This window comes from Streptomyces olivochromogenes, from assembly GCF_021538895.1.
In the GTDB taxonomy this organism is placed as follows: Bacteria; Actinomycetota; Actinomycetes; order Streptomycetales; family Streptomycetaceae; genus Streptomyces; species Streptomyces olivochromogenes_A.
The window spans coordinates 1-16,959 of the sequence record NZ_JADDRL010000082.1 but is presented as its reverse complement, the minus strand read 5'-3'; the positions used below and the strand labels follow the sequence as shown (position 1 = coordinate 16,959).

Here is a 16,959-nt window from a genome sequence, read left to right as displayed (position 1 = left end):
GGCCCGCCGGGGCGGAATCAGCTCACCGTCAGCACCCGTCCCACCCGGAGTCGCCTCATGAACGTCTCGGTCGTCCTTTTCACCTCCGACCTGCGTCTGCACGACCACCCGCCGCTGCGGGCCGCCCTGGACGGGCCGGGGCGGCTGGTGGTGCCGCTGTTCGTCCGTGACCGGGCGGTGGACGACGCCGGCTTCGCGGCCCCCAACCGGCTGGCGTTCCTCGCCGACTGCCTGCGTGACCTGGACGCGGAACTGCGCGAGCGCGGCGGGCGATTGATCGTACGGTCCGGTGACGTCGTGGACGAGGTGGGCAAGGTGGCGGCCGAGGCGGACGCCGACGAGGTGCACATGGCGGCCGACGTCAGCGCCTACGCGCACCGCCGGGAGGCACGGCTGCGGCAGGCCCTGGAGGCCGAGGGACGTCGGCTGCACGTCCACGACACGGTGACCACGGCGGTCGCTCCGGGCGCGGTGACCCCGGCCACCTCCGACCACTTCGCGGTGTTCACGCCGTACTTCCGGCAGTGGGCGCGGCAGCCGCTGCGCAAGCCGCTCGGCGCACCCCGCGCGGTACGGGTGCCGGACGGCGTCGGGTCCGAGGACCTCCCCACCCGCACGGGGCTTTCGGGGCTGTCCGAGGGGCTGGCCCCCGGCGGCGAGAGGGTGGGCCGGAAGCGGATGACCGCCTGGCTGCGCCGCGGTGTGGCGCACTACGAGGACCGGCACGACGACCTGGCCGGCGACGCGACCTCGCACCTCTCGCCGCACCTGCACTTCGGGACGCTCTCCCCCGTCGAGCTCGTCCACCGGGCACGCCAGGCGGGCGGTCCGGGCGCCGATGCCTTCGTCCGGCAGCTCGCCTGGCGCGACTTCCACCGTCAGGTGCTGTCGGCGCGGCCGGGCGCGGCCGGCGCCGACTACCGCACCAAGCGCGACCGTTGGCGCTCCGAGCGGACGGCCCGGGACGACGTCGAGGCCTGGCGGGAGGGCCGTACCGGCTATCCGGTCGTGGACGCGGCCATGCGCCAGCTCCGGTACGAGGGCTGGATGCACAACCGGGGCCGCCTGCTGGCCGCGAGCTTCCTGACCAAGACGCTCTACGTCGACTGGCGGGTGGGCGCCCGGCACTTCCTGGATCTGCTGGTGGACGGGGACGTGGCCAACAACCAGCTGAACTGGCAGTGGATGGCGGGCACGGGCACGGACTCCCGCCCCAACCGCGTCCTCAACCCCGTCACCCAGGGCAAACGCTACGACCCGGACGGCGCGTACGTCCGGCGCTGGGTGCCCGAACTGGAGGGAGTCGAGGGCCCCGTGGTGCACGAGCCGTGGAAACTGTGGGGCCTGGACCGCGCCGCGATCGACTACCCGGACCCGATCGTCGACCTGTCCGACGGGCTGGCCCGGTTCCGGCGGGCCCGCGAACGCGACTGAGGGGGCCGCGCGGGCGCCCGGGGCACGGCCGGTCAGCGCGGCGGCGCGGCGCTCCGTGTCCCGGCCAGGGTGTCGATCGCGTCGCGCAGTGCCGTCGGGCGCAGCATGCCCCTCGCCGGCCGGCCGGACCAGCCCGGTCCGGCCAGCAGGACGGCGGGCCGCCGCCGCGCGCCCCGCACGCCCCACTCCGTGGCGGCCACGTGCTGGGCCAGGGGCGGGCTCGCCGTCGAGCGCGCCTGTGCCCACAGGACCACGGCGGCCGGCCCCAGGCGCCGGACCGCAGCCGTGAGTGCCTCGACGGGCACGGCGGCGCCGAACATCCGTGTGGGCAGGCCGAGTTCGCACAGTCCGGCGTTGAGCGCCTCCAGTGGCAGGGTGTGCTGCTCGCCGGGTACGCAGGCCAGGATCACCGGCCCGGGAGCCGTGGCGTCCGCCGTCGTCCCGGGCGGCCGGGTGTGCCGGCGCAGCACGGTGGAGACGTGCCACGACAGAAGGTGCTCCACCTCGACGTAACGGTCTCCCGACGAGGCCCATTTGCGTCCCACGGCGTGCAGGGTCGGCACCATCACCTCCTGCCAGGCGACGGTGACGCCGTATTCGGCCACGGCGGAGGAGAGTTGCTCGTCGACGGCCGCGGCGTCCAGGCGCACGGCGGCGCGGGCCAGGCCCCGGCACTCCTGGCGCACGTCACCGAGCGGCAGGCCGCCCGCCGCCCGCGAACGCGGAGCCGGTCCGGCGCCCCTCGGCGATCTGTCTGCCCGGGACGGTCCGTCGGGTGGCCGTGCGGCGGGCTCGGTGCCCTCCTTCGCCGCGCGGGCCGCCTCGGCGGGCGGTACTCCCGCGGACGTCAGCCGGCACATCGTCTCCAGCTTCGCCACGTCGCGGGGCGTCCAGCGCCGGTGCCGGCCGTCGGCGCGCTCGGCGGGTCCGAGGCCGTAGCGGCGGTCCCAGGTGCGCAGGGTCGTGGGCGAGACGCCGAGCCTGCGGGCCAGGGCACCGGTGGTCAGCCCGGCGTCGCCGGACGGGGCGGCGGGGCCCGGACCGGACCGCTCCGGCTCGCTCACCAGCGCGTACTCACCCATACAGCGACTATACGACGCAGAATCGACGCAAGTTGAGGCCTTGCCTCACGCGCTCGCACGATGGCGACAGCGCCCCACGTGAGGAGCCGTGATCATGACGCCCTGTCGGGCCGCCCCCGCTCACCCACCGCCGTACCCCGTCGCCACGACGTCGCCGCGGGCCCCGGCCGAGGAGTCGTTCGCCGACGAGGAGATCGCCCGCGGTCTGGTCGCGGGCGAGGACGCCTGTCTGGCCGCCGCCTACCGGCGCTGGTCCGGGCTGGTGTTCACGCTGGCCAGGCGTTCGCTGGGGGACGACGGCGAGGCGGAGGACGTCACCCAGCAGGTGTTCCTCGGCGTGTGGCGCGGGCGGCACGGATACCGGCCGGAACGCGGTCCGCTCGGCGCCTGGATCGTCGGTATCACCCGGCGCAGGATCGCGGACGCGCTGACCGCGCGGACTCGGCGGGGCGACCTGGTCACAGCGGCCGGGTCGGCCCTCGGCACCGGGGACGCCAGGACCGGGCAGCCCGAGGACGCGCTGGACCGCGTGCTGGTCCGGCACGAGCTGGCCGGGCTTCCTGCGGCCCAGCGGCGGGTGCTGTGCCTGGCCTTCTACGAGGACCTGACGCAGCCCCAGATCGCCGCCCGCACGGGCTGGCCGCTGGGCACGGTGAAGAGTCACGCGCGGCGCGGGCTGCACCGGTTGAGGCATCGCCTCGAACAGCAGACACGGACCGAAGAGCACGCGTACGCGAACGCTTGAGCCTCACAGGAACATGAATTCGACGCAGAAGCGATGCAGAGATTGATACCACCGATCCCGTACTGCCTCTATATATAAGGGCGGAATAAGGGCAGAATGGGTGGATGCGGCGTTTACGGTGCCGCAGCAGACGCGGTCAGGCCTGCAAGTCAAAGGAGACCAGCCATGGCCAACGTCTCTCCCAGACACGACATAGCGAGCCACCCTGATGTCTCCGAAATGCGGGCACGCTACGCCCGCATGCTCGGCGGTCGTGATGTAGCGCTCGTGGACGGACCGGTGTTCCTGCTCGGTCTGTACTGCGCGGCATCCCCGTGGATCCTCCACTACACGGCGAGCCAGCCGGCGCTCGCCACCCACAACCTGATCATGGGTATCGCGATCGGCCTGCTGGCCCTGGGATTCACCACCGCTCCGGCTCGGATGTACGGCCTGAGCTGGGCCATGTGTGCCCTCGGCGTCTGGATGATCATCGCGCCATGGATCGTCGGCACCAGCCCGGACACCGGCGTCATCCTCAACAACGTCATCATCGGCGCGCTGGCCGTGGTCCTCGGGTTGCTGTGCGCCATGACGGCGGCGAAGGCCACCCCGGTGGCCCCCATGCCATAGAAGAGAACAACGAGGAAAGGAACAATTACCGCGAGGCCGGTGCGCGAAAGCGAGCCGGCCTCGCCGTGTCCGGACGACGTTCCCTCCTCGCCGCGGCCGGTCGGCGTTCCGGCCCCGCCGCGGCCGCTCAGTGCGCCGGCACCTGCCACGGCGCCTGCGGCATCGGGCTGCCGGTCTCCAGGATCGACTTGAGGTTGGACAGCACCGCCGGCCAGCCCTGCGCTACGTCCGCGCGCTCACCCTCGTCGCCCAGGTCCTCGTGGGTGACGGTCAGGCGGACGATGTCCTCGTGCGGCCGGATCTCGAAGGTGACCCGGGAGTACTTGTCCTCCTGCCCCTCGGTCTCGGGGGACGTCCAGGTCGTGACCAGGCGGGTCGGCGGTTCGCTCTCGACGACGGTGCCGACCACGTCGGCGATGCCGGAGCCGTCGGTGCGCAGGTGCTGCCAGCGGGAGCCGGGCTTCCAGTCCGAGACGTTGCTGTGCCCCCAGTAGACGGCGGTGAGCTCCGCGTCGGTGAGCGCCTCGAAGACCTTCTCCGGGGAGCTCGCGATGTAGGTGACGTAGACGAAACTCGGCTTGTCGGTCATGGCTTCCTCGGCTTGTCGCTTCAGTGCGCCGAGCGCGCGCAGGCGCGGGCGCTCGAACTTGTCGATCCACCGTTCCTGGATCTCGTGGAGCGGCACGGGGTTGAGGTAGTGCAGCTTCTCCCGGCCCCGCCGCACGGTGCTGACCAGGTTGGCGGCCTCCAGGAGGGCGAGATGCTGGGTCACCGACTGGCGTGTCATCTCGATGCGCCGGCACAACTCGCCCAGCGTCTGGCCGTTCTGCTCGTGCAGCCGGTCGAGCAACCGTCTGCGCGTCTCGTCGGCAAGCGCCTTGAAGACCTTGTCCATCCCGCTGTCGTCGTCCTCTGATCGCACACTCGAAGTTATGCAGTCGATTACTTGCATGTCAAGCCGGGCGGCGGCCGAAAAGGCCGCCCCGGCCGGACGTGAGCCCGGCCGGGACGGCCTCGCGAGCGATGGGGTCCGCGGCGCGCAGCGGGACGGTCGAGGTCAGGCGCCGGCGGGCTCCGTGTCCGGCGTGGGCGCGGTGAGGAACTCCTCCGTGATCTCCCTCGGCCCGAACGGCCACACCTTCTCCAGCCGTGCCCAGATGACGAAGGCCACGCAGCCGAGGGCCACCCAGGCCAGGGACCACTCGATGGGGTGGCGGCCCGGGGAATTCTTGTCGGCGTAGCCGTAGATCACGCACCAGCCGACGAAGGCAAGGATGCTCGGGAGGGGGTAGAGCCACATGCGGTAGGGGCGGCGCAGGGTCGGCTGCCGTTTGCGCAGGACGGACAGGGCCACGATCTGGGACAGCGCCTGGACGATCACCATCACCGTGGTCAGCAGCTGGATCAGGGTGGCCAGGTCCGTGTGGCGGCCGATCAGGAACCCGATCGCGGTGATCACGCCCATCGTCGCCAGGCCCAGCATCGGGAAGCGGTGGCGGGGGTGCAGCTTCGCGTAGGGGCGGAAGAAGACGCGGTCGCGGGCGGCGTCGTAGGGCACCCGCGAGCCGCCGAGGAGCCCGGTGAACACCGAGGCGAACGCCGTGATCAGGATCAGTACGGTCACCGTGTCGGCGGCACCCTTGCCCCAGGTCTTCTCCAGGACCGCAGAGGCCACCGAGGTGGCGGCGATGTCGTCCGGGTTGCTCATGCGCTGCCAGTCGATGACGCCCAGCGTGCCGATCTGCAGCAGCAGGTAGATCGCCATGATCCCGAGGATCGAGAAGATGATGGACCGCGGCAGCGTCCGGCCCGGGTCCTTGATCTCGGCGCCCATGTAGGCGGTGGTGTTGTAGCCGAGGTAGTCGTAGATGCCGATGGTCAGGCCCGCGGCGAAGCCGAGCCAGAAGTGGTTCGAGGTCAGGTCGAAGGCGTGCGCCGGGTAGGTGAAGGCCAGGTCCGTGCTGAAGTCCGTCGCCGCGGCGACGATCACCAGGAGCACCGAGGCGATCATGACGGCCCACATCACGGCGGTGATGCGGGCGATGTGCTCGATGCCCCGCCAGAGCAGGATCACGACGAGGGCGATGACGCCGAGGCCGATCAGGTCGCCCGGGGTCTGGCCCAGGTCGGGGGCGAGATAGCCGAGGTACTGGACGAAGCCGACCACGCCGGTGGACATGATCAGCGGGATGAAGAGCATCGCCGTCCACACGAACAGGAACGGCATCAGCCGGCCCGTGCGGTACTGGAAGGCCTGGCGCAGATAGACGTAGCTGCCGCCGGAGCCGGGCATCGCGGCGCCCAGTTCGGCCCAGACGAGACCGTCGCAGAGCGCCAGCACCGCGCCCGCGACGAACCCGATGACCGCCTGGGGGCCGCCGAACGCGGCGACCATCAGCGGGATCGTCACGAACGGGCCGATGCCGCACATCTGGCTCATGTTGATGGCGGTGGCCTGGAAGAGGCCGACGCGACGGACGAAGCCACCCGAGGGTGGCGGACTACCGGACATTGGGGGCTCCTGACGCGTTGCACGGCGAGGTCTGCCGGAGGAGGCGGGATGGCCGATAAAGTTAAGGAGCCTTACTAGATGCGTCAAGTATGCGACAGGAATACGTGAGAATGGTGCGATGCCCGCCAGCGACGCCATAGAGCAGCACGAACAGCCCTGGAGCCGTCAACGGCTGCGCAGCGCCAACGAACGGCTGCTCCTGGACCGGCTGCGGGACCACGGCGCCGCGTCCCGGGCCCAACTGGCCAGGGAGACCGGTCTGTCCAAGCCGACGGTCTCCAGCGCGCTCGCCTCGCTGGAGGCGGCCGGGCTCGTGCACGAGGTCGGCACCCACGCCCCCGAGCGCGGGCGGGTCGCCGTCCTGTACGCCCCGGACCCGGCCGCCGGTTACGCGCTCGGCATCGACATGGGCCGCAGCTGGCTGCGGGTCGCGCTGGCCGACCTGGACGGCACGGTGGTCGCCCGCTCCGACGTGCGCAACCCCGCCCGCGGCGCGGACGCCCTCACCGACCTGCTGGTCGGCACCGCCCGGCAGGTCGTGGCCAACTCCGGGGTGGACCCGGCACAGGTGGCGCACGGGGTAGTGGGCACACCCGGCGTCTACGACGAGAAGCAGCGGCGCGTCAGGTATGCGATGCATCTGCCGGGCTGGGGCCGCGCGGGGCTGCTCGACCGGCTGCGCGCCGAGCTCGGCATACCGCTGGAAGTGCACAACGACGCCAATCTGGCCGCCCTGGGCGAGTACACCTTCGGGGTCGGCGCGGGCAGCCGGCTGTTCGCGTACATCCTGATCGGGACCGGTCTCGGCATGGGCGTCGTCAGCGAGGGGCGGCTGTTCACGGGCGCGCACGGGCTGGCCGGGGAGATCGGTTTCCTGCCCTGGCCGGGGCAGCTCAAGCCGGAGCGGCTGGAGGACGCCGTGTCGGGGGTGGCCGTCGTCGAGGCGGCGCGCCGGTTCGGGATGAGCGGGCAGCTCACCGCCAAGGCCGTGTTCGACGCGGCCCGGCAGGGCAACGAGGCCGCGGTCAAGGCGGTCCGCCTGGAGGGCGAGCGGATCGCGCACACGGTGGCGGCCGCCGCGGCGGTGCTCGACCCGGATCTCGTGGTCCTGGGCGGCGGGGTGGGCCACAGCGTGGACCTGCTGCTGCGGCCGGTCCGGGAGCATCTGCGCACGCTCACCCCCCTGCGCCCGAAGATCGCGCCGAGCCGACTGGGTGAGGACGCGGTCCTGCTGGGCGCGGTGGCGACGGCGTTGGGCACCGCACGGGAGATGGTGTTCGAGCACAGGACGGCCGTGTCCTGAACATCTGCCGCCGGGGCCACGGTGATTGACACCGCCCACCCGGCGCCCTAGCTTGAGGCGGGTTAGTAAAGTTTCCTAACTTTACGAGGCTGGAGACCGCCGTGTTCCCTCGCCCCGCCCCCAGGCGCCGCCTCGCCACCGCGGCCGTGGCCCTGGGCCTGCTCTGTTCGCTGTCCACCAGTGCCTGGGCCGGGTCCCGGGATCCGGCCCCGACACGGGCGCACGCCCGGGTCACCCGCGTCCCCTCCGCCGCCGGCAGCAGCACCCCGCTGTCCGGCTACGCGATCCAGTCGACGGCGAAGGTCGGAGACTCCCCGGAGGCCGTCTCCTCCCCCGGCTATCCGGCGACCGGCTGGTACCCGGCCGGCCCCCGCTCCACCGTCCTCGCGGCACTGCTCGCGAACGGTCTGTACGCGGACCCGTTCTACTCCACCAACCAGCAGAAGATCCCCAAGGCCGACTTCCAGGTCCCGTGGTGGTACCGGACCGACTTCATGGTCGCCGACACCGCCGAGCGCACCTACCTCGACTTCAGCGGCGTGATCTCGGCGGCCGACGTCTATGTGAACGGCCGCCAGGTGGCCAAGGCCGCCGATGTCGCCGGCGCCTACACCCGGCACGAACTGGACGTCACCTCGCTGGTCCGCTCCGGCACCAACACGGTCGCCTTCCGCATCCGGCCCAACGAGCCGAACAAGAACCTCACCATGGGCTGGATCGACTGGCTCCAGCCGCCGCCCGACGAGAACATGGGCATCGTCCGGGACGTCCTGGTCCGCCGCGGCGGCCCGGTCGCGCTGCGCGACGCGCACGTGGTGAGCAAACTGGCCGTCCCCTCGCTCGCCACGGCCGACCTGACGGTCAAGGCACAGGCCCGCAACGACTCCGACGCCCCCGTCACCACCGAGGTCTCCGGCAGCGTCGGGGGAACGTCCTTCGCCAGGACCGTCACGCTCGCCGCGCACGAGACGAAGACCGTCACCTTCACCCCGGCCGACTCCCCCGGCCTGCACCTCACCTCGCCGCGGGTGTGGTGGCCGGCGGGCATGGGCGACCAGCCCCTGTACGGCCTCGACCTGACCGCGTCCGTCGCCGGTACGCCGTCGGACTCCACGCACGAGACCTTCGGCATCCGTGACGTGCAGGCGCCGCTGAACTCCGACGGCGCCCGCCAGTACCGGATCAACGGCCGCAAGCTGCTGATCAAGGGCGGCGGCTGGTCGCCGGACGAGTTCCTGCGCTGGGACCGGACCTATGTCGAGGACCGGCTGAAGTACGCACTCGACCTCGGCCTCAACACCATCCGTCTCGAAGGGCACATCGAGCCCGACGAGTTCTTCGAACTGGCCGACCGCTACGGCGTCCTGACCCTGCCGGGCTGGGAGTGCTGCGACAAGTGGGAGGGCCAGGTCAACGGGAGCGGCGAGTCCGGCGACAAGTGGACCCCGGCCGACTACCCGGTCGCCAAGGCGTCGATGGCCGCCGAGGCCGCCCGGCTGCGTGACCACCCGAGCGTGATCTCCTTCCTGATCGGCAGCGACTTCGCACCCGACGCGACGATCGAGAAGAACTACCTGGACGCCCTGCGGGCCGCCGACTGGCCGACCCCGGTGGTCTCCGCCGCCTCCGCCAAGTCCTCGCCGCAGCTGGGCAGTTCGGGCATGAAGATGACCGGCCCCTACGACTGGATCCCGCCGAACTACTGGTACGCCAAGCGCGAGGGCGGGGCCACCGGCTTCAACTCCGAGACCAGCGCGGGCCCGGACATCCCCACCCTCGACACCCTGCGCCGGATGATGTCACCGGCCGAGCTGGACACCCTCTGGAAGAACCCCAGCACCAAGCAGTACCACCGCTCCCCGTCGCCGGTCTTCGGCACGCTGAAGATCTACGACAACGCCCTCGCCGGCCGCTACGGCGCCCCGACCGGCCTCACCGACTACGTACGCAAGGCGCAGCTCGCGCAGTACGAGAACGTCCGCGCGCAGTACGAGGCCTACGAGCGCAACCAGACGGACGCCTCGAAGCCGTCCACCGGGGTGATCTACTGGATGTTCAACAGCGGCTGGACGTCCCTGCACTGGCAGTTGATGGACCGCTATCTCGACCAGGGCGGCGCCTACTTCGGCGCCAAGAAGGCCAACGAGCCGCTGCACATCCAGTACTCGTACGACAACCGCTCGGTCGTCGTGGTCGACAACCGGCACGGCTCCGCGACCGGACTGACCGCGCGGGCCACGCTGTTCAACCCCGACGGCACGCAGAAGTACGACAAGACCGTCACCGGGGTCACGGTCGACGGGGACGGGGCGCACACCACCGCGCTGACGCTTCCCGCGTCGGTGAGCGGGCTGTCGACGACGTACCTGGTCCGCCTGGTCCTGACCGACTCCTCGGGCAAGGAGGTGAGCCGCAACGTGTACTGGCTCTCCACCAAGCCGGACACCCTCGACTGGGCCGGCACCGACTGGTACTACACGCCGACGACGAGCTACGCCGATCTGAAGGGGCTGACGTCGATGGCCCAGGCGCCGGTGTCGGCGACCGCGACGACGACGTCGACGGGCTCCTCGGACGGGACCTCGACCACCACGGTGACCCTGCGGGCCACGGGGAGCGGAAAGACCCCGGCGCTGTTGACGGACGCCCATCTGGTCGACGCGCAGGGCCGGCCGGTGCTGCCGGTGCGCTGGTCGGACAACCAGGTGAGCCTGTGGCCGGGCGAGTCGGTGACGCTGACCGCCACCTACCGGACGGCCGATCTGCACGGATCCGCACCACGGGTGAGGACCTCCGGCTGGAACACGCCGGAGACGACGGTCCCGGCGGCGTGACCCGGTGGGGCCCGGCCGACGAGGCCGGGCCCCTTCGGCGTCAGCTGACGTTGAGCGCCGTGTCGTCGAGGACGAAGGACGTCTGCAGGGTGGAGCCCTCGGTGCCGGTGAACTTCAGGGTGATGCTCTGGCCGGCGTAACTCGCCAGGTTGAAGCTGCGCTGGGTGTAGCCACTGGCGGCGTTGAGGTTGGAGTAGGTCGCCAGGGTGCCCAGGACGGTTCCGGAGCTGTTCAGGACCTGGACCTTGAGCGTGTCGTACGCCGTGCTGGTGCTGGTCTCCGCGGTGTCGACGTGCAGGTAGAAGCTGAGCGTGGCGGTGGTGCAGCCGGACGGGATGGTCACCGGCTGGGAGAGGGTGTCGGTGGTGGCGCTGCCGTAGCCGTCCAGCCAGGCGTAGTACGAACCCGTGCGCGCCGACTCGCCGGTGGAGTTGGTGACGACGCCGCTGCTGGCGCTCCAGGTGGTGTTGCCCGACTCGAAGCCGTTGTTGCCGAGCAGCTGGGCGGCGGTGCAGGTGGAGCCGCCGCCACCGCCTCCGCCGGTGCTGCCCGAACCGGCCAGCCACGCGGTGGCGTTGAGGGCGAGGGCCGCGTTGGTGGCGCCGGAGTCGTTCCAGCCGTCGTACAGGGTGTTGCCGGACTGGCCGGTGCCGTCGTCGATGGGCGAGCTGTCGCCCCAGAAGGCGACGCGGCCGCTGCCGAAGGTGCTGGTGAGGAAGAAGGCACCGGTGTTGCCGGAGTAACCGCTGCGGTAGAGCAGGCCCTTGACGGAGGAGTTGTCGGCGGGCTTGAGGGTGGCGGTGGTGCCGCTGGCGATCAGGCTCTTGGTGACGGTGCCGAAGGAGCCGTGCAGCACCGGGTCGGTGCTGTCGCTGATGGCCGCCGGGTAGCCGGAGCTGATGCTCAGCGAGTCGATGGAGAAGCCGAACGGGTCGGTCGAGTCGACGCTGTTGTTGGTCATCAGGTCGTTGAGGATCTCGACCGCGTCCTGGCCGTCGTTGTTGCGGTCGGCGCCGGTGTGGTCGGAGATCATGAACAGACCGCCGCCGTTCTTCACGAAGTTCATGATCGCCGTCTTCTCGGCGGTCGTGAACAGCGTGTTCGGCTCGGGCAGGACCAGCGTGTCGAAGTTCGACAGGTCGGTCGTCGAGGAGCCGCCGTAGCTGAGGCTGGAGCCCGACGGCAGCGTCTTCAGGCTGTAGCCGCCGGTCTTCTGCAGGGAGACGCCCCAGGAGGACAGGGCGCCGGTCCAGTCCGTCTCGGCGGACGGGGAGGAGTCCTGGCCGAGCGGGTCGGGCTGGCTGGTGGAGATGATCCAGTCGGCGTTGCCGGCCGTCTCGGCATGGGCGTTGTCGAACAGGATGCGGTGCGTGGTGGCCGCGTGGGCGGGTGCGGCACCGGTGCCGAGCTGCAGGGCGGCTCCCGTGACGAGCAGCCCGAAGCCGGCCAGGGCCGTGGCGAATCTGCGGGGGGATCTTCTGGAACCGAGCATCCGGCGAACCTCCGTGAGCGGTGGGGTAGAGGCGGGGCGGGCGCCAAGTCTGCGCGCGTAGAACCCGGTTGAGCGTTCTACACGCGTCGATTGATTGAAAGGTACATGACGTGTCGGGCCGGTGAACAGAAAGTCCCGGCAATGACCGGAGCGGACTGGCCCCGGATTTCGGGGGCACATTGGACATCAGCGGGTATCGCGACGAAGAGGGGCGGAGATGGAAATCTCGGGCATCATCAGTGCCATCGTCATCGGCATCATCATCGGCGTGCTGGGACGCCTCGTCGTCCCCGGCCGTCAGCACATCGGCGTCCTCTGGACGATCGTCGTCGGCATCGTGGCCGCGCTGCTGGGTTCGGCGATCGCCGCCGGGTTCGGGGTGGCCGACACCAAGGGCCCCGACTGGATCGAGTGGTTCATCCAGATCGGACTCGCGGCGGTGGGTGTGGCGTCCCTGGACCGGGCGCTGTCACGCCGCTGAACCGTCGGAAACACCAGAAACGCCCTGCCGTGCGGGCGACACGGTGCGGGCCCGCCGACGCGGCTCCCCTCGGCGTCGGCGGGCCCACAGCCTCGACCGAGCGCCGAACACGGGGGAGGAAGGGCGCTTGCGGGAGGCTGTCCCCCGGGGTCGTGGCGACCCCCACACCCTCAGGGTCGCAGCGCGGTGGCGTCGACGCGTGGGGCCAACAGGCCCTGAACACCGGGCCGTTGGACCCTTTCGGGGGACAGACCTGCCGGGCTACGGCTCGTACACGTACGGCGTCGTCGTGCTCAAGGGCTGGAAGCCCAGGCGTTCGAGGATGGGGCGGCTCTGGGTGGAGGCGTCGACCTGGAGGTAGCGGTAGCCGAGGGCCGCGGCGGTGTGGGCGCGGTGGGCGACCAAGGCGCGGTAGAGGCCCCGGCCGCGCCACGCCTCGACGGTGCCGCCGCCCCACAACCCGGCGAACCGGGCGCCCGGGACCAGCTCCAGGCGGGCCGCGGCGACCGGCTCCTCGCCGGCGAGCGCCACGACGGCGACGACCGTGTCCGGGTCGGCGGCGAGCCGGGCGAGCAGCCGGTGCCGCAGCCGCGTCCCGTCCGTGCCGAACGCCCTCTCGTGCACGTCCACCACGAGGTCGACGCCCGCCGCGTCGGCGGCGGGCAGGAGGCGGACGCCGGCGGGTGGCCGTGCCTCGACGGTCAGCGTGCCCGTCTCGGCGATCATCAGCGTCTCCTCGGGCTCCGGCCGGAATCCCGCGGCGGTGAGCCGCGCGCCGAGGTCGTGCGGGAGGTCGTGGCCGTACAGCTTCCACTCGAAGTCGCGGCCCAGTGAGGTGAAATGGGCGATCTGCTCTTCGATCGCCCGGTCCGCGCCCGCCCGGTCCAGTCCCGACCAGACGACGCCGTTCCAGCCGTGGGCGTCGGCGACCTGCCGCACCACGTCGCCGGCGCGCTCGATCCGGGCTCCGGGTCCGTCGGGCCGGGCGCCCTCGCGCATGTCACGGTCGTACAGGGCGAGCACCGAGGCGTGATCCATGCGCTCACTCCAGCATCCTGGGCGGGCCCGGGCAACGGGATTACCCGTCGACGCTGTTCCCGTCGACCGGGCGTACCGCGGCCAGGTAGGCGCTCAGCCGGTCGTGGTTGCGGGCCAGGCAGTCGATGCGGGCCTGGATGCGGTCGAGGTGATCGCGCAGCAGCGCGGCCGTCCCGGGGGTCACGGACTCGGGGGGCGGATGGATCTCGCCGGGGCCGGAGAGGTACGGCAGGATCGCGCGGATCATCTCCGTGGTGAGGCCCGAGTCCAGCAGTCCGCGGATCTGCTGGACGTCCTGGACGGCGGACTCGGCGTAGGTGCGGTAGCCGTTGCCGGTCCGCTCGGGGTGGAGCAGGTCCTGTTCCTCGTAGTAGCGCAGCAGCCGGGTGGGGACGCCTGTGCGGCGGGACAGCTCGCCGATCCTCATGGCTCCCTCCGGGGCCGCGCTTGACCTTCACACTGATGTGAGGCTCCGACCATGCTCGCATGTCCACCGCTTCCCGGGTCAGGGGCACTCCCCTGCCCGCTCCCCCGCCCGCTGCGCTGCCGTGGCCGGGCCTGCTCGCACTGTCGGCCGCGGCCTTCACCGCCGTCATGACCGAACTGCTCCCGGCCGGGCTGCTGCCGTCGATGGCCCCGGCGCTGGGCGTCTCCGAGGCCCGCGTCGGCTTCCTGGTCACCGCGTACGCGGCCGCCTCCTTCCTGGCCGCCGTCCCGCTCACCGCGGCCTTGCGCGGGCTGCCGCGCCGGCCGGTGCTCGTCGGCGCGCTGTTGGGTCTCGCCTGTGCGAACGCCCTGGTCGCCGTCTCGTCGTCGTACGCCCTCACGTTCGCGGCCCGGCTGCTGGCCGGGGCGATGGGCGGCACGCTGTGGGCGATGCTGGTCGGGTACGCGGCCCGGATGGTGCCCGCCGAGCGGCGCGGCCGGGCCATCGCGACCGTGCTGGCCGGCATCACCCTCGCCCTGTCCCTGGGCGTCCCCGCCGCCACCGCGCTGGCCGGGGTACTGCCCTGGCGCACGGTCTCCGTTCTGCCGGCCCTGCTCGCGGCCCTGGTGGCGGGCTGGGCCCGACGGCGGGTGCCCGCCTTCCCCGGCGAACCCGCGCACGCGCGCGTGCCGCTGCTCCGGGTCGCCGGGCGCCCGGGGATCCGTCCGGTCCTGTCCGTGACGCTGTTCCTGCTGCTGGGCCATCAGGTGATGTACACGTACGTCGCCCCGTTCGCGGCGCACGCCGGATTCGGTCGTACCGGCCCGCTGCTCGCGGTGTTCGGATGCGCGACGGTGGCCGGGATCTGGGTCACCGGGGCGCTGGTCGACCGTCATCTGCGGGCGGCCCTGCTCACCGCGCTGACCCTGTTCTCGGCCGTGCTGGCGGTGCTCGGTCTCGCCGCCGGTACGTCCGGTGCGCTCGTCGGGGCGGTCGCCCTGTGGGGGGTGGCCTTCGGTGGCGCGCCGACGCTGATCCAGACCGCGCTCGTCGACGCCTCCGGCCCCGCGGACGCCGATGTGGCGACCTCACTGCAGACCACCGTCTACAACGCGGGGATCGCGGCCGGTTCGCTGCTCGGGGGCCTGACCCTGGACGGCCTAGGTCCCGGCGCGCTGCCCTGGACGGCGCTACCACTGGTCACGGCCGCGCTGGTCATAGTGGCCGGGGGACGATGGTACGCCTTTCCGGTACGGCGCGGCGGCCCTGCCGGGCCCGGCAGATCGCGGCCGCGACCGGATGTCCCGGACCAGTCCCCGGCTCCCGACGCCGCACGAACGCCGGGGAGCTCGGCGGCGGCGCGGCCTCGCGGTGCCGCGCCGCGGAGGTGAACCGCCGGGTGGGGCAGCTGCGTTCGAGTGGTCACGGCCGCCCTCGTCACGGTCGCCGAGAAACGACGGCACACCTTTGCCGTCCTGCGCGGCGGCCGGGAAGCGCCCGTTCAGGCGCGCCCGAACGCCCCCGGCATCGCACCAACGCCAGGCGGCTCAGCGACGGCCCGACCGCCCGGCGCCCCGCCGCCGACAACAACCGCCGTACGCGTCAGCCGAGTTCGAGTAGTCACGGCCGCGCTCGTCACGGTCGCCGAGAAACGACGGCACGCCTTTCCCATCCTGCGCAGAGGCCGGGAAAAGCCCGTTCGGGCGCGGCCCCGACCAGATGCCCCCGGCACCGCACCAACGCCAGGCGGCTCAGCGGCAGCGCGACCGCCCGGCGCCCCGCCGCCGACGTGAACCGCCGTACGCGTCAGCCGAGTTCCAGGGTCGTGACGCCGAACACCCGGTCCTGGGCGAAGTCGCGTACCGGGCCGGTGTACATGCGGGCGGTCTCGAAAGAGGCGGTGAAGCCGGCCGCTTCGGCGAGGGCGACGCCCGCTGCGTTCGTCTCGGGCACGTCGACGGCGACCTCGCGTCCGGCGGCCTCGGCAGTGAGGGCGGCGAACAGGGCCCGCGCGTCGTCGGGGCCGTCGGCGAACAGCGGGCCGATGCGCAGGCTGTCGCGCCCGGGGCGGATCACGCCGTAGCCGGTGAGGCGTTCGCCGTCGGTGCGGACGAACGTCCGGTGGCCAGCGCCGGTCAGCCATGCGGCCAGGAAGCGGGGCCGGTCGGCCGGGTAGCAGGCGCTGTCGTAGGCGGTGACGGCCGCGAGGTCGGCGGGGCCGGCCGGGCGGACGCGCTCGGGCGTGGCGGCCTCGGGGGCCGGGCCGGTGAACCGGATGGTGCGGTAGGCGAGTTCGAAGCCGGACTGACGGTAGTTGTCCTGCTGGGCGACGACTCCGTCGAGGCCGACGGTGCGGTTCCCGGCGTGCGCCAGCGCGGTCTTCCAGGTGGTGATGCCGTGGCCGCGGCCGCGCTGGTCCGGCCGGACCAGGTAGCAGCCCAGGAAGGCGTAGTCGGGGCCGTAGTTGACGACGGATATGGCCGAGACCGGCTCCCCGTCGATCCGGCCGAGGAAGAATCCGTCGGGGTCCTGGGCGAAGAAGGCGGGGCCGTCGGACAGCCCGGGGTTCCAGCCCTCGTCCGCCGCCCACCTGCTGATCACCGGCCAGTCCTCGATGGTGGCCCGCGTGACGACGAGGTCCTGGGGGGCCAAAGAGGTCATCGGTGCGCTCCAATTCCGTAGATGCGGGGGCGCGGTGATCGACCGCGCCCGCAGCATCCTTCCCGATCAACCGGCCTCGCGCCACGACGGGTTCGAGCCGTCGAGGCTTCAACAAGTCCTGTTCGCTGGGGCGTTGACGTAGCCGGAGGCCCCGCCGGCCGCATGCCCGGCGGGGCCTCCCGCGCTGTCGACCCGACCGGGGTCAGCGGTCCCCATTCGGCCGGAACCGTCGGTACAACACCACGCCGGTGATCAGCAGCGCGCTGCTCGCGGCGACGGCCGGGGCGGTCAGGTCCGCTCCCGTGTGGGCGAGCGTGGCGCCCCGGACCGGCGGTGCC

14 protein-coding genes are annotated in these 16,959 nt (G+C 72.1%); 7 read left to right on the top strand and 7 right to left on the bottom strand.

The window, feature by feature from the left end:
- Positions 1-57: 57 nt before the first annotated feature.
- Positions 58-1,434, top strand: coding sequence for a cryptochrome/photolyase family protein (locus IPZ69_RS32560; RefSeq protein ID WP_235458253.1), 1,377 nt, complete (start codon positions 58-60; stop codon positions 1,432-1,434).
- Positions 1,435-1,466: 32 nt separating this feature from the next.
- Here IPZ69_RS32560 and IPZ69_RS32555 read toward each other — a convergent pair whose 3' ends face one another.
- Positions 1,467-2,516, bottom strand: coding sequence for a MerR family transcriptional regulator (locus IPZ69_RS32555; RefSeq protein WP_235458252.1), 1,050 nt, complete (start codon positions 2,514-2,516; stop codon positions 1,467-1,469).
- A gap of 94 nt (positions 2,517-2,610) precedes the next feature.
- Here IPZ69_RS32555 and IPZ69_RS32550 point away from each other — a divergent pair, with 94 nt between their 5' ends.
- Positions 2,611-3,261, top strand: a complete 651-nt coding sequence (locus tag IPZ69_RS32550) for a sigma-70 family RNA polymerase sigma factor (RefSeq protein ID WP_235458251.1) — start codon at positions 2,611-2,613, stop codon at positions 3,259-3,261.
- A gap of 165 nt (positions 3,262-3,426) precedes the next feature.
- On the top strand, positions 3,427-3,873 hold the full coding sequence (locus IPZ69_RS32545; RefSeq protein ID WP_235458250.1) for an SPW repeat protein: 447 nt from the start codon (positions 3,427-3,429) through the stop codon (positions 3,871-3,873).
- Positions 3,874-4,000: 127 nt separating this feature from the next.
- On the opposite strand, the gene IPZ69_RS32540 is transcribed toward IPZ69_RS32545, so the two are convergent.
- Entirely contained in the window at positions 4,001-4,768 is a 768-nt protein-coding gene (locus IPZ69_RS32540; protein ID WP_235458274.1) for an ArsR/SmtB family transcription factor, read from the bottom strand.
- Between the two features lie 162 nt (positions 4,769-4,930).
- Positions 4,931-6,385 carry an APC family permease gene (locus IPZ69_RS32535; RefSeq protein WP_235458249.1) on the bottom strand — a complete coding sequence of 485 codons (1,455 nt, stop codon included), beginning with the start codon at positions 6,383-6,385 and terminating at the stop codon, positions 4,931-4,933.
- Between the two features lie 118 nt (positions 6,386-6,503).
- Between IPZ69_RS32535 and IPZ69_RS32530 the strand changes: the two genes are divergently transcribed.
- Together IPZ69_RS32530 and IPZ69_RS32525 are read left to right on the top strand one after the other, a co-directional pair.
- Positions 6,504-7,688 (top strand): ROK family transcriptional regulator, encoded by a 1,185-nt coding sequence (locus IPZ69_RS32530; RefSeq protein ID WP_235458248.1) that lies wholly within the window; start codon positions 6,504-6,506, stop codon positions 7,686-7,688.
- Between the two features lie 101 nt (positions 7,689-7,789).
- The gene (locus IPZ69_RS32525; RefSeq protein WP_235458247.1) at positions 7,790-10,522 is read left to right on the top strand and encodes a glycoside hydrolase family 2 protein; all 2,733 of its coding nucleotides are present in this window, start codon (positions 7,790-7,792) and stop codon (positions 10,520-10,522) included.
- A 40-nt stretch (positions 10,523-10,562) separates the two neighbouring features.
- On the opposite strand, the gene IPZ69_RS32520 is transcribed toward IPZ69_RS32525, so the two are convergent.
- The gene (locus tag IPZ69_RS32520) at positions 10,563-12,014 is read right to left on the bottom strand and encodes an immune inhibitor A (RefSeq protein WP_235458246.1); all 1,452 of its coding nucleotides are present in this window, start codon (positions 12,012-12,014) and stop codon (positions 10,563-10,565) included.
- A gap of 217 nt (positions 12,015-12,231) precedes the next feature.
- Here IPZ69_RS32520 and IPZ69_RS32515 point away from each other — a divergent pair, with 217 nt between their 5' ends.
- Positions 12,232-12,495: a GlsB/YeaQ/YmgE family stress response membrane protein gene (locus tag IPZ69_RS32515; RefSeq protein WP_235458245.1), complete on the top strand. Its 264-nt coding sequence runs from the start codon at positions 12,232-12,234 to the stop codon at positions 12,493-12,495.
- 261 nt (positions 12,496-12,756) lie between these two features.
- On the opposite strand, the gene IPZ69_RS32510 is transcribed toward IPZ69_RS32515, so the two are convergent.
- Entirely contained in the window at positions 12,757-13,533 is a 777-nt protein-coding gene (locus IPZ69_RS32510) for a GNAT family N-acetyltransferase (RefSeq protein ID WP_235458244.1), read from the bottom strand.
- A 40-nt stretch (positions 13,534-13,573) separates the two neighbouring features.
- The gene (locus tag IPZ69_RS32505; RefSeq protein ID WP_235458243.1) at positions 13,574-13,960 is read right to left on the bottom strand and encodes a MerR family transcriptional regulator; all 387 of its coding nucleotides are present in this window, start codon (positions 13,958-13,960) and stop codon (positions 13,574-13,576) included.
- Between the two features lie 59 nt (positions 13,961-14,019).
- Between IPZ69_RS32505 and IPZ69_RS32500 the strand changes: the two genes are divergently transcribed.
- Positions 14,020-15,351 carry an MFS transporter gene (locus IPZ69_RS32500; RefSeq protein ID WP_235458242.1) on the top strand — a complete coding sequence of 444 codons (1,332 nt, stop codon included), beginning with the start codon at positions 14,020-14,022 and terminating at the stop codon, positions 15,349-15,351.
- Positions 15,352-15,766: 415 nt separating this feature from the next.
- On the opposite strand, the gene IPZ69_RS32495 is transcribed toward IPZ69_RS32500, so the two are convergent.
- On the bottom strand, positions 15,767-16,621 hold the full coding sequence (locus IPZ69_RS32495; protein WP_235458241.1) for a GNAT family N-acetyltransferase: 855 nt from the start codon (positions 16,619-16,621) through the stop codon (positions 15,767-15,769).
- Positions 16,622-16,959 lie beyond the last annotated feature (338 nt).

Bases quoted from the DNA above. Each gene is read 5' to 3' on its own strand.
- IPZ69_RS32560 (WP_235458253.1), top strand. From the start codon at position 58: ATGAACGTCTCGGTCGTCCTTTTCACCTCCGACCTGCGTCTGCACGAC.
- IPZ69_RS32515 (WP_235458245.1), top strand. From the start codon at position 12,232: ATGGAAATCTCGGGCATCATCAGTGCCATCGTCATCGGCATCATCATC.
- IPZ69_RS32505 (WP_235458243.1), bottom strand. From the start codon at position 13,960: ATGAGGATCGGCGAGCTGTCCCGCCGCACAGGCGTCCCCACCCGGCTG.
- IPZ69_RS32535 (WP_235458249.1), bottom strand. From the start codon at position 6,385: ATGTCCGGTAGTCCGCCACCCTCGGGTGGCTTCGTCCGTCGCGTCGGC.
- IPZ69_RS32550 (WP_235458251.1), top strand. From the start codon at position 2,611: ATGACGCCCTGTCGGGCCGCCCCCGCTCACCCACCGCCGTACCCCGTC.
- IPZ69_RS32495 (WP_235458241.1), bottom strand. From the start codon at position 16,621: ATGACCTCTTTGGCCCCCCAGGACCTCGTCGTCACGCGGGCCACCATC.
- IPZ69_RS32555 (WP_235458252.1), bottom strand. From the start codon at position 2,516: ATGGGTGAGTACGCGCTGGTGAGCGAGCCGGAGCGGTCCGGTCCGGGC.
- IPZ69_RS32545 (WP_235458250.1), top strand. From the start codon at position 3,427: ATGGCCAACGTCTCTCCCAGACACGACATAGCGAGCCACCCTGATGTC.
- IPZ69_RS32510 (WP_235458244.1), bottom strand. From the start codon at position 13,533: ATGGATCACGCCTCGGTGCTCGCCCTGTACGACCGTGACATGCGCGAG.
- IPZ69_RS32500 (WP_235458242.1), top strand. From the start codon at position 14,020: ATGTCCACCGCTTCCCGGGTCAGGGGCACTCCCCTGCCCGCTCCCCCG.
- IPZ69_RS32520 (WP_235458246.1), bottom strand. From the start codon at position 12,014: ATGCTCGGTTCCAGAAGATCCCCCCGCAGATTCGCCACGGCCCTGGCC.
- IPZ69_RS32540 (WP_235458274.1), bottom strand. From the start codon at position 4,768: ATGGACAAGGTCTTCAAGGCGCTTGCCGACGAGACGCGCAGACGGTTG.
- IPZ69_RS32530 (WP_235458248.1), top strand. From the start codon at position 6,504: ATGCCCGCCAGCGACGCCATAGAGCAGCACGAACAGCCCTGGAGCCGT.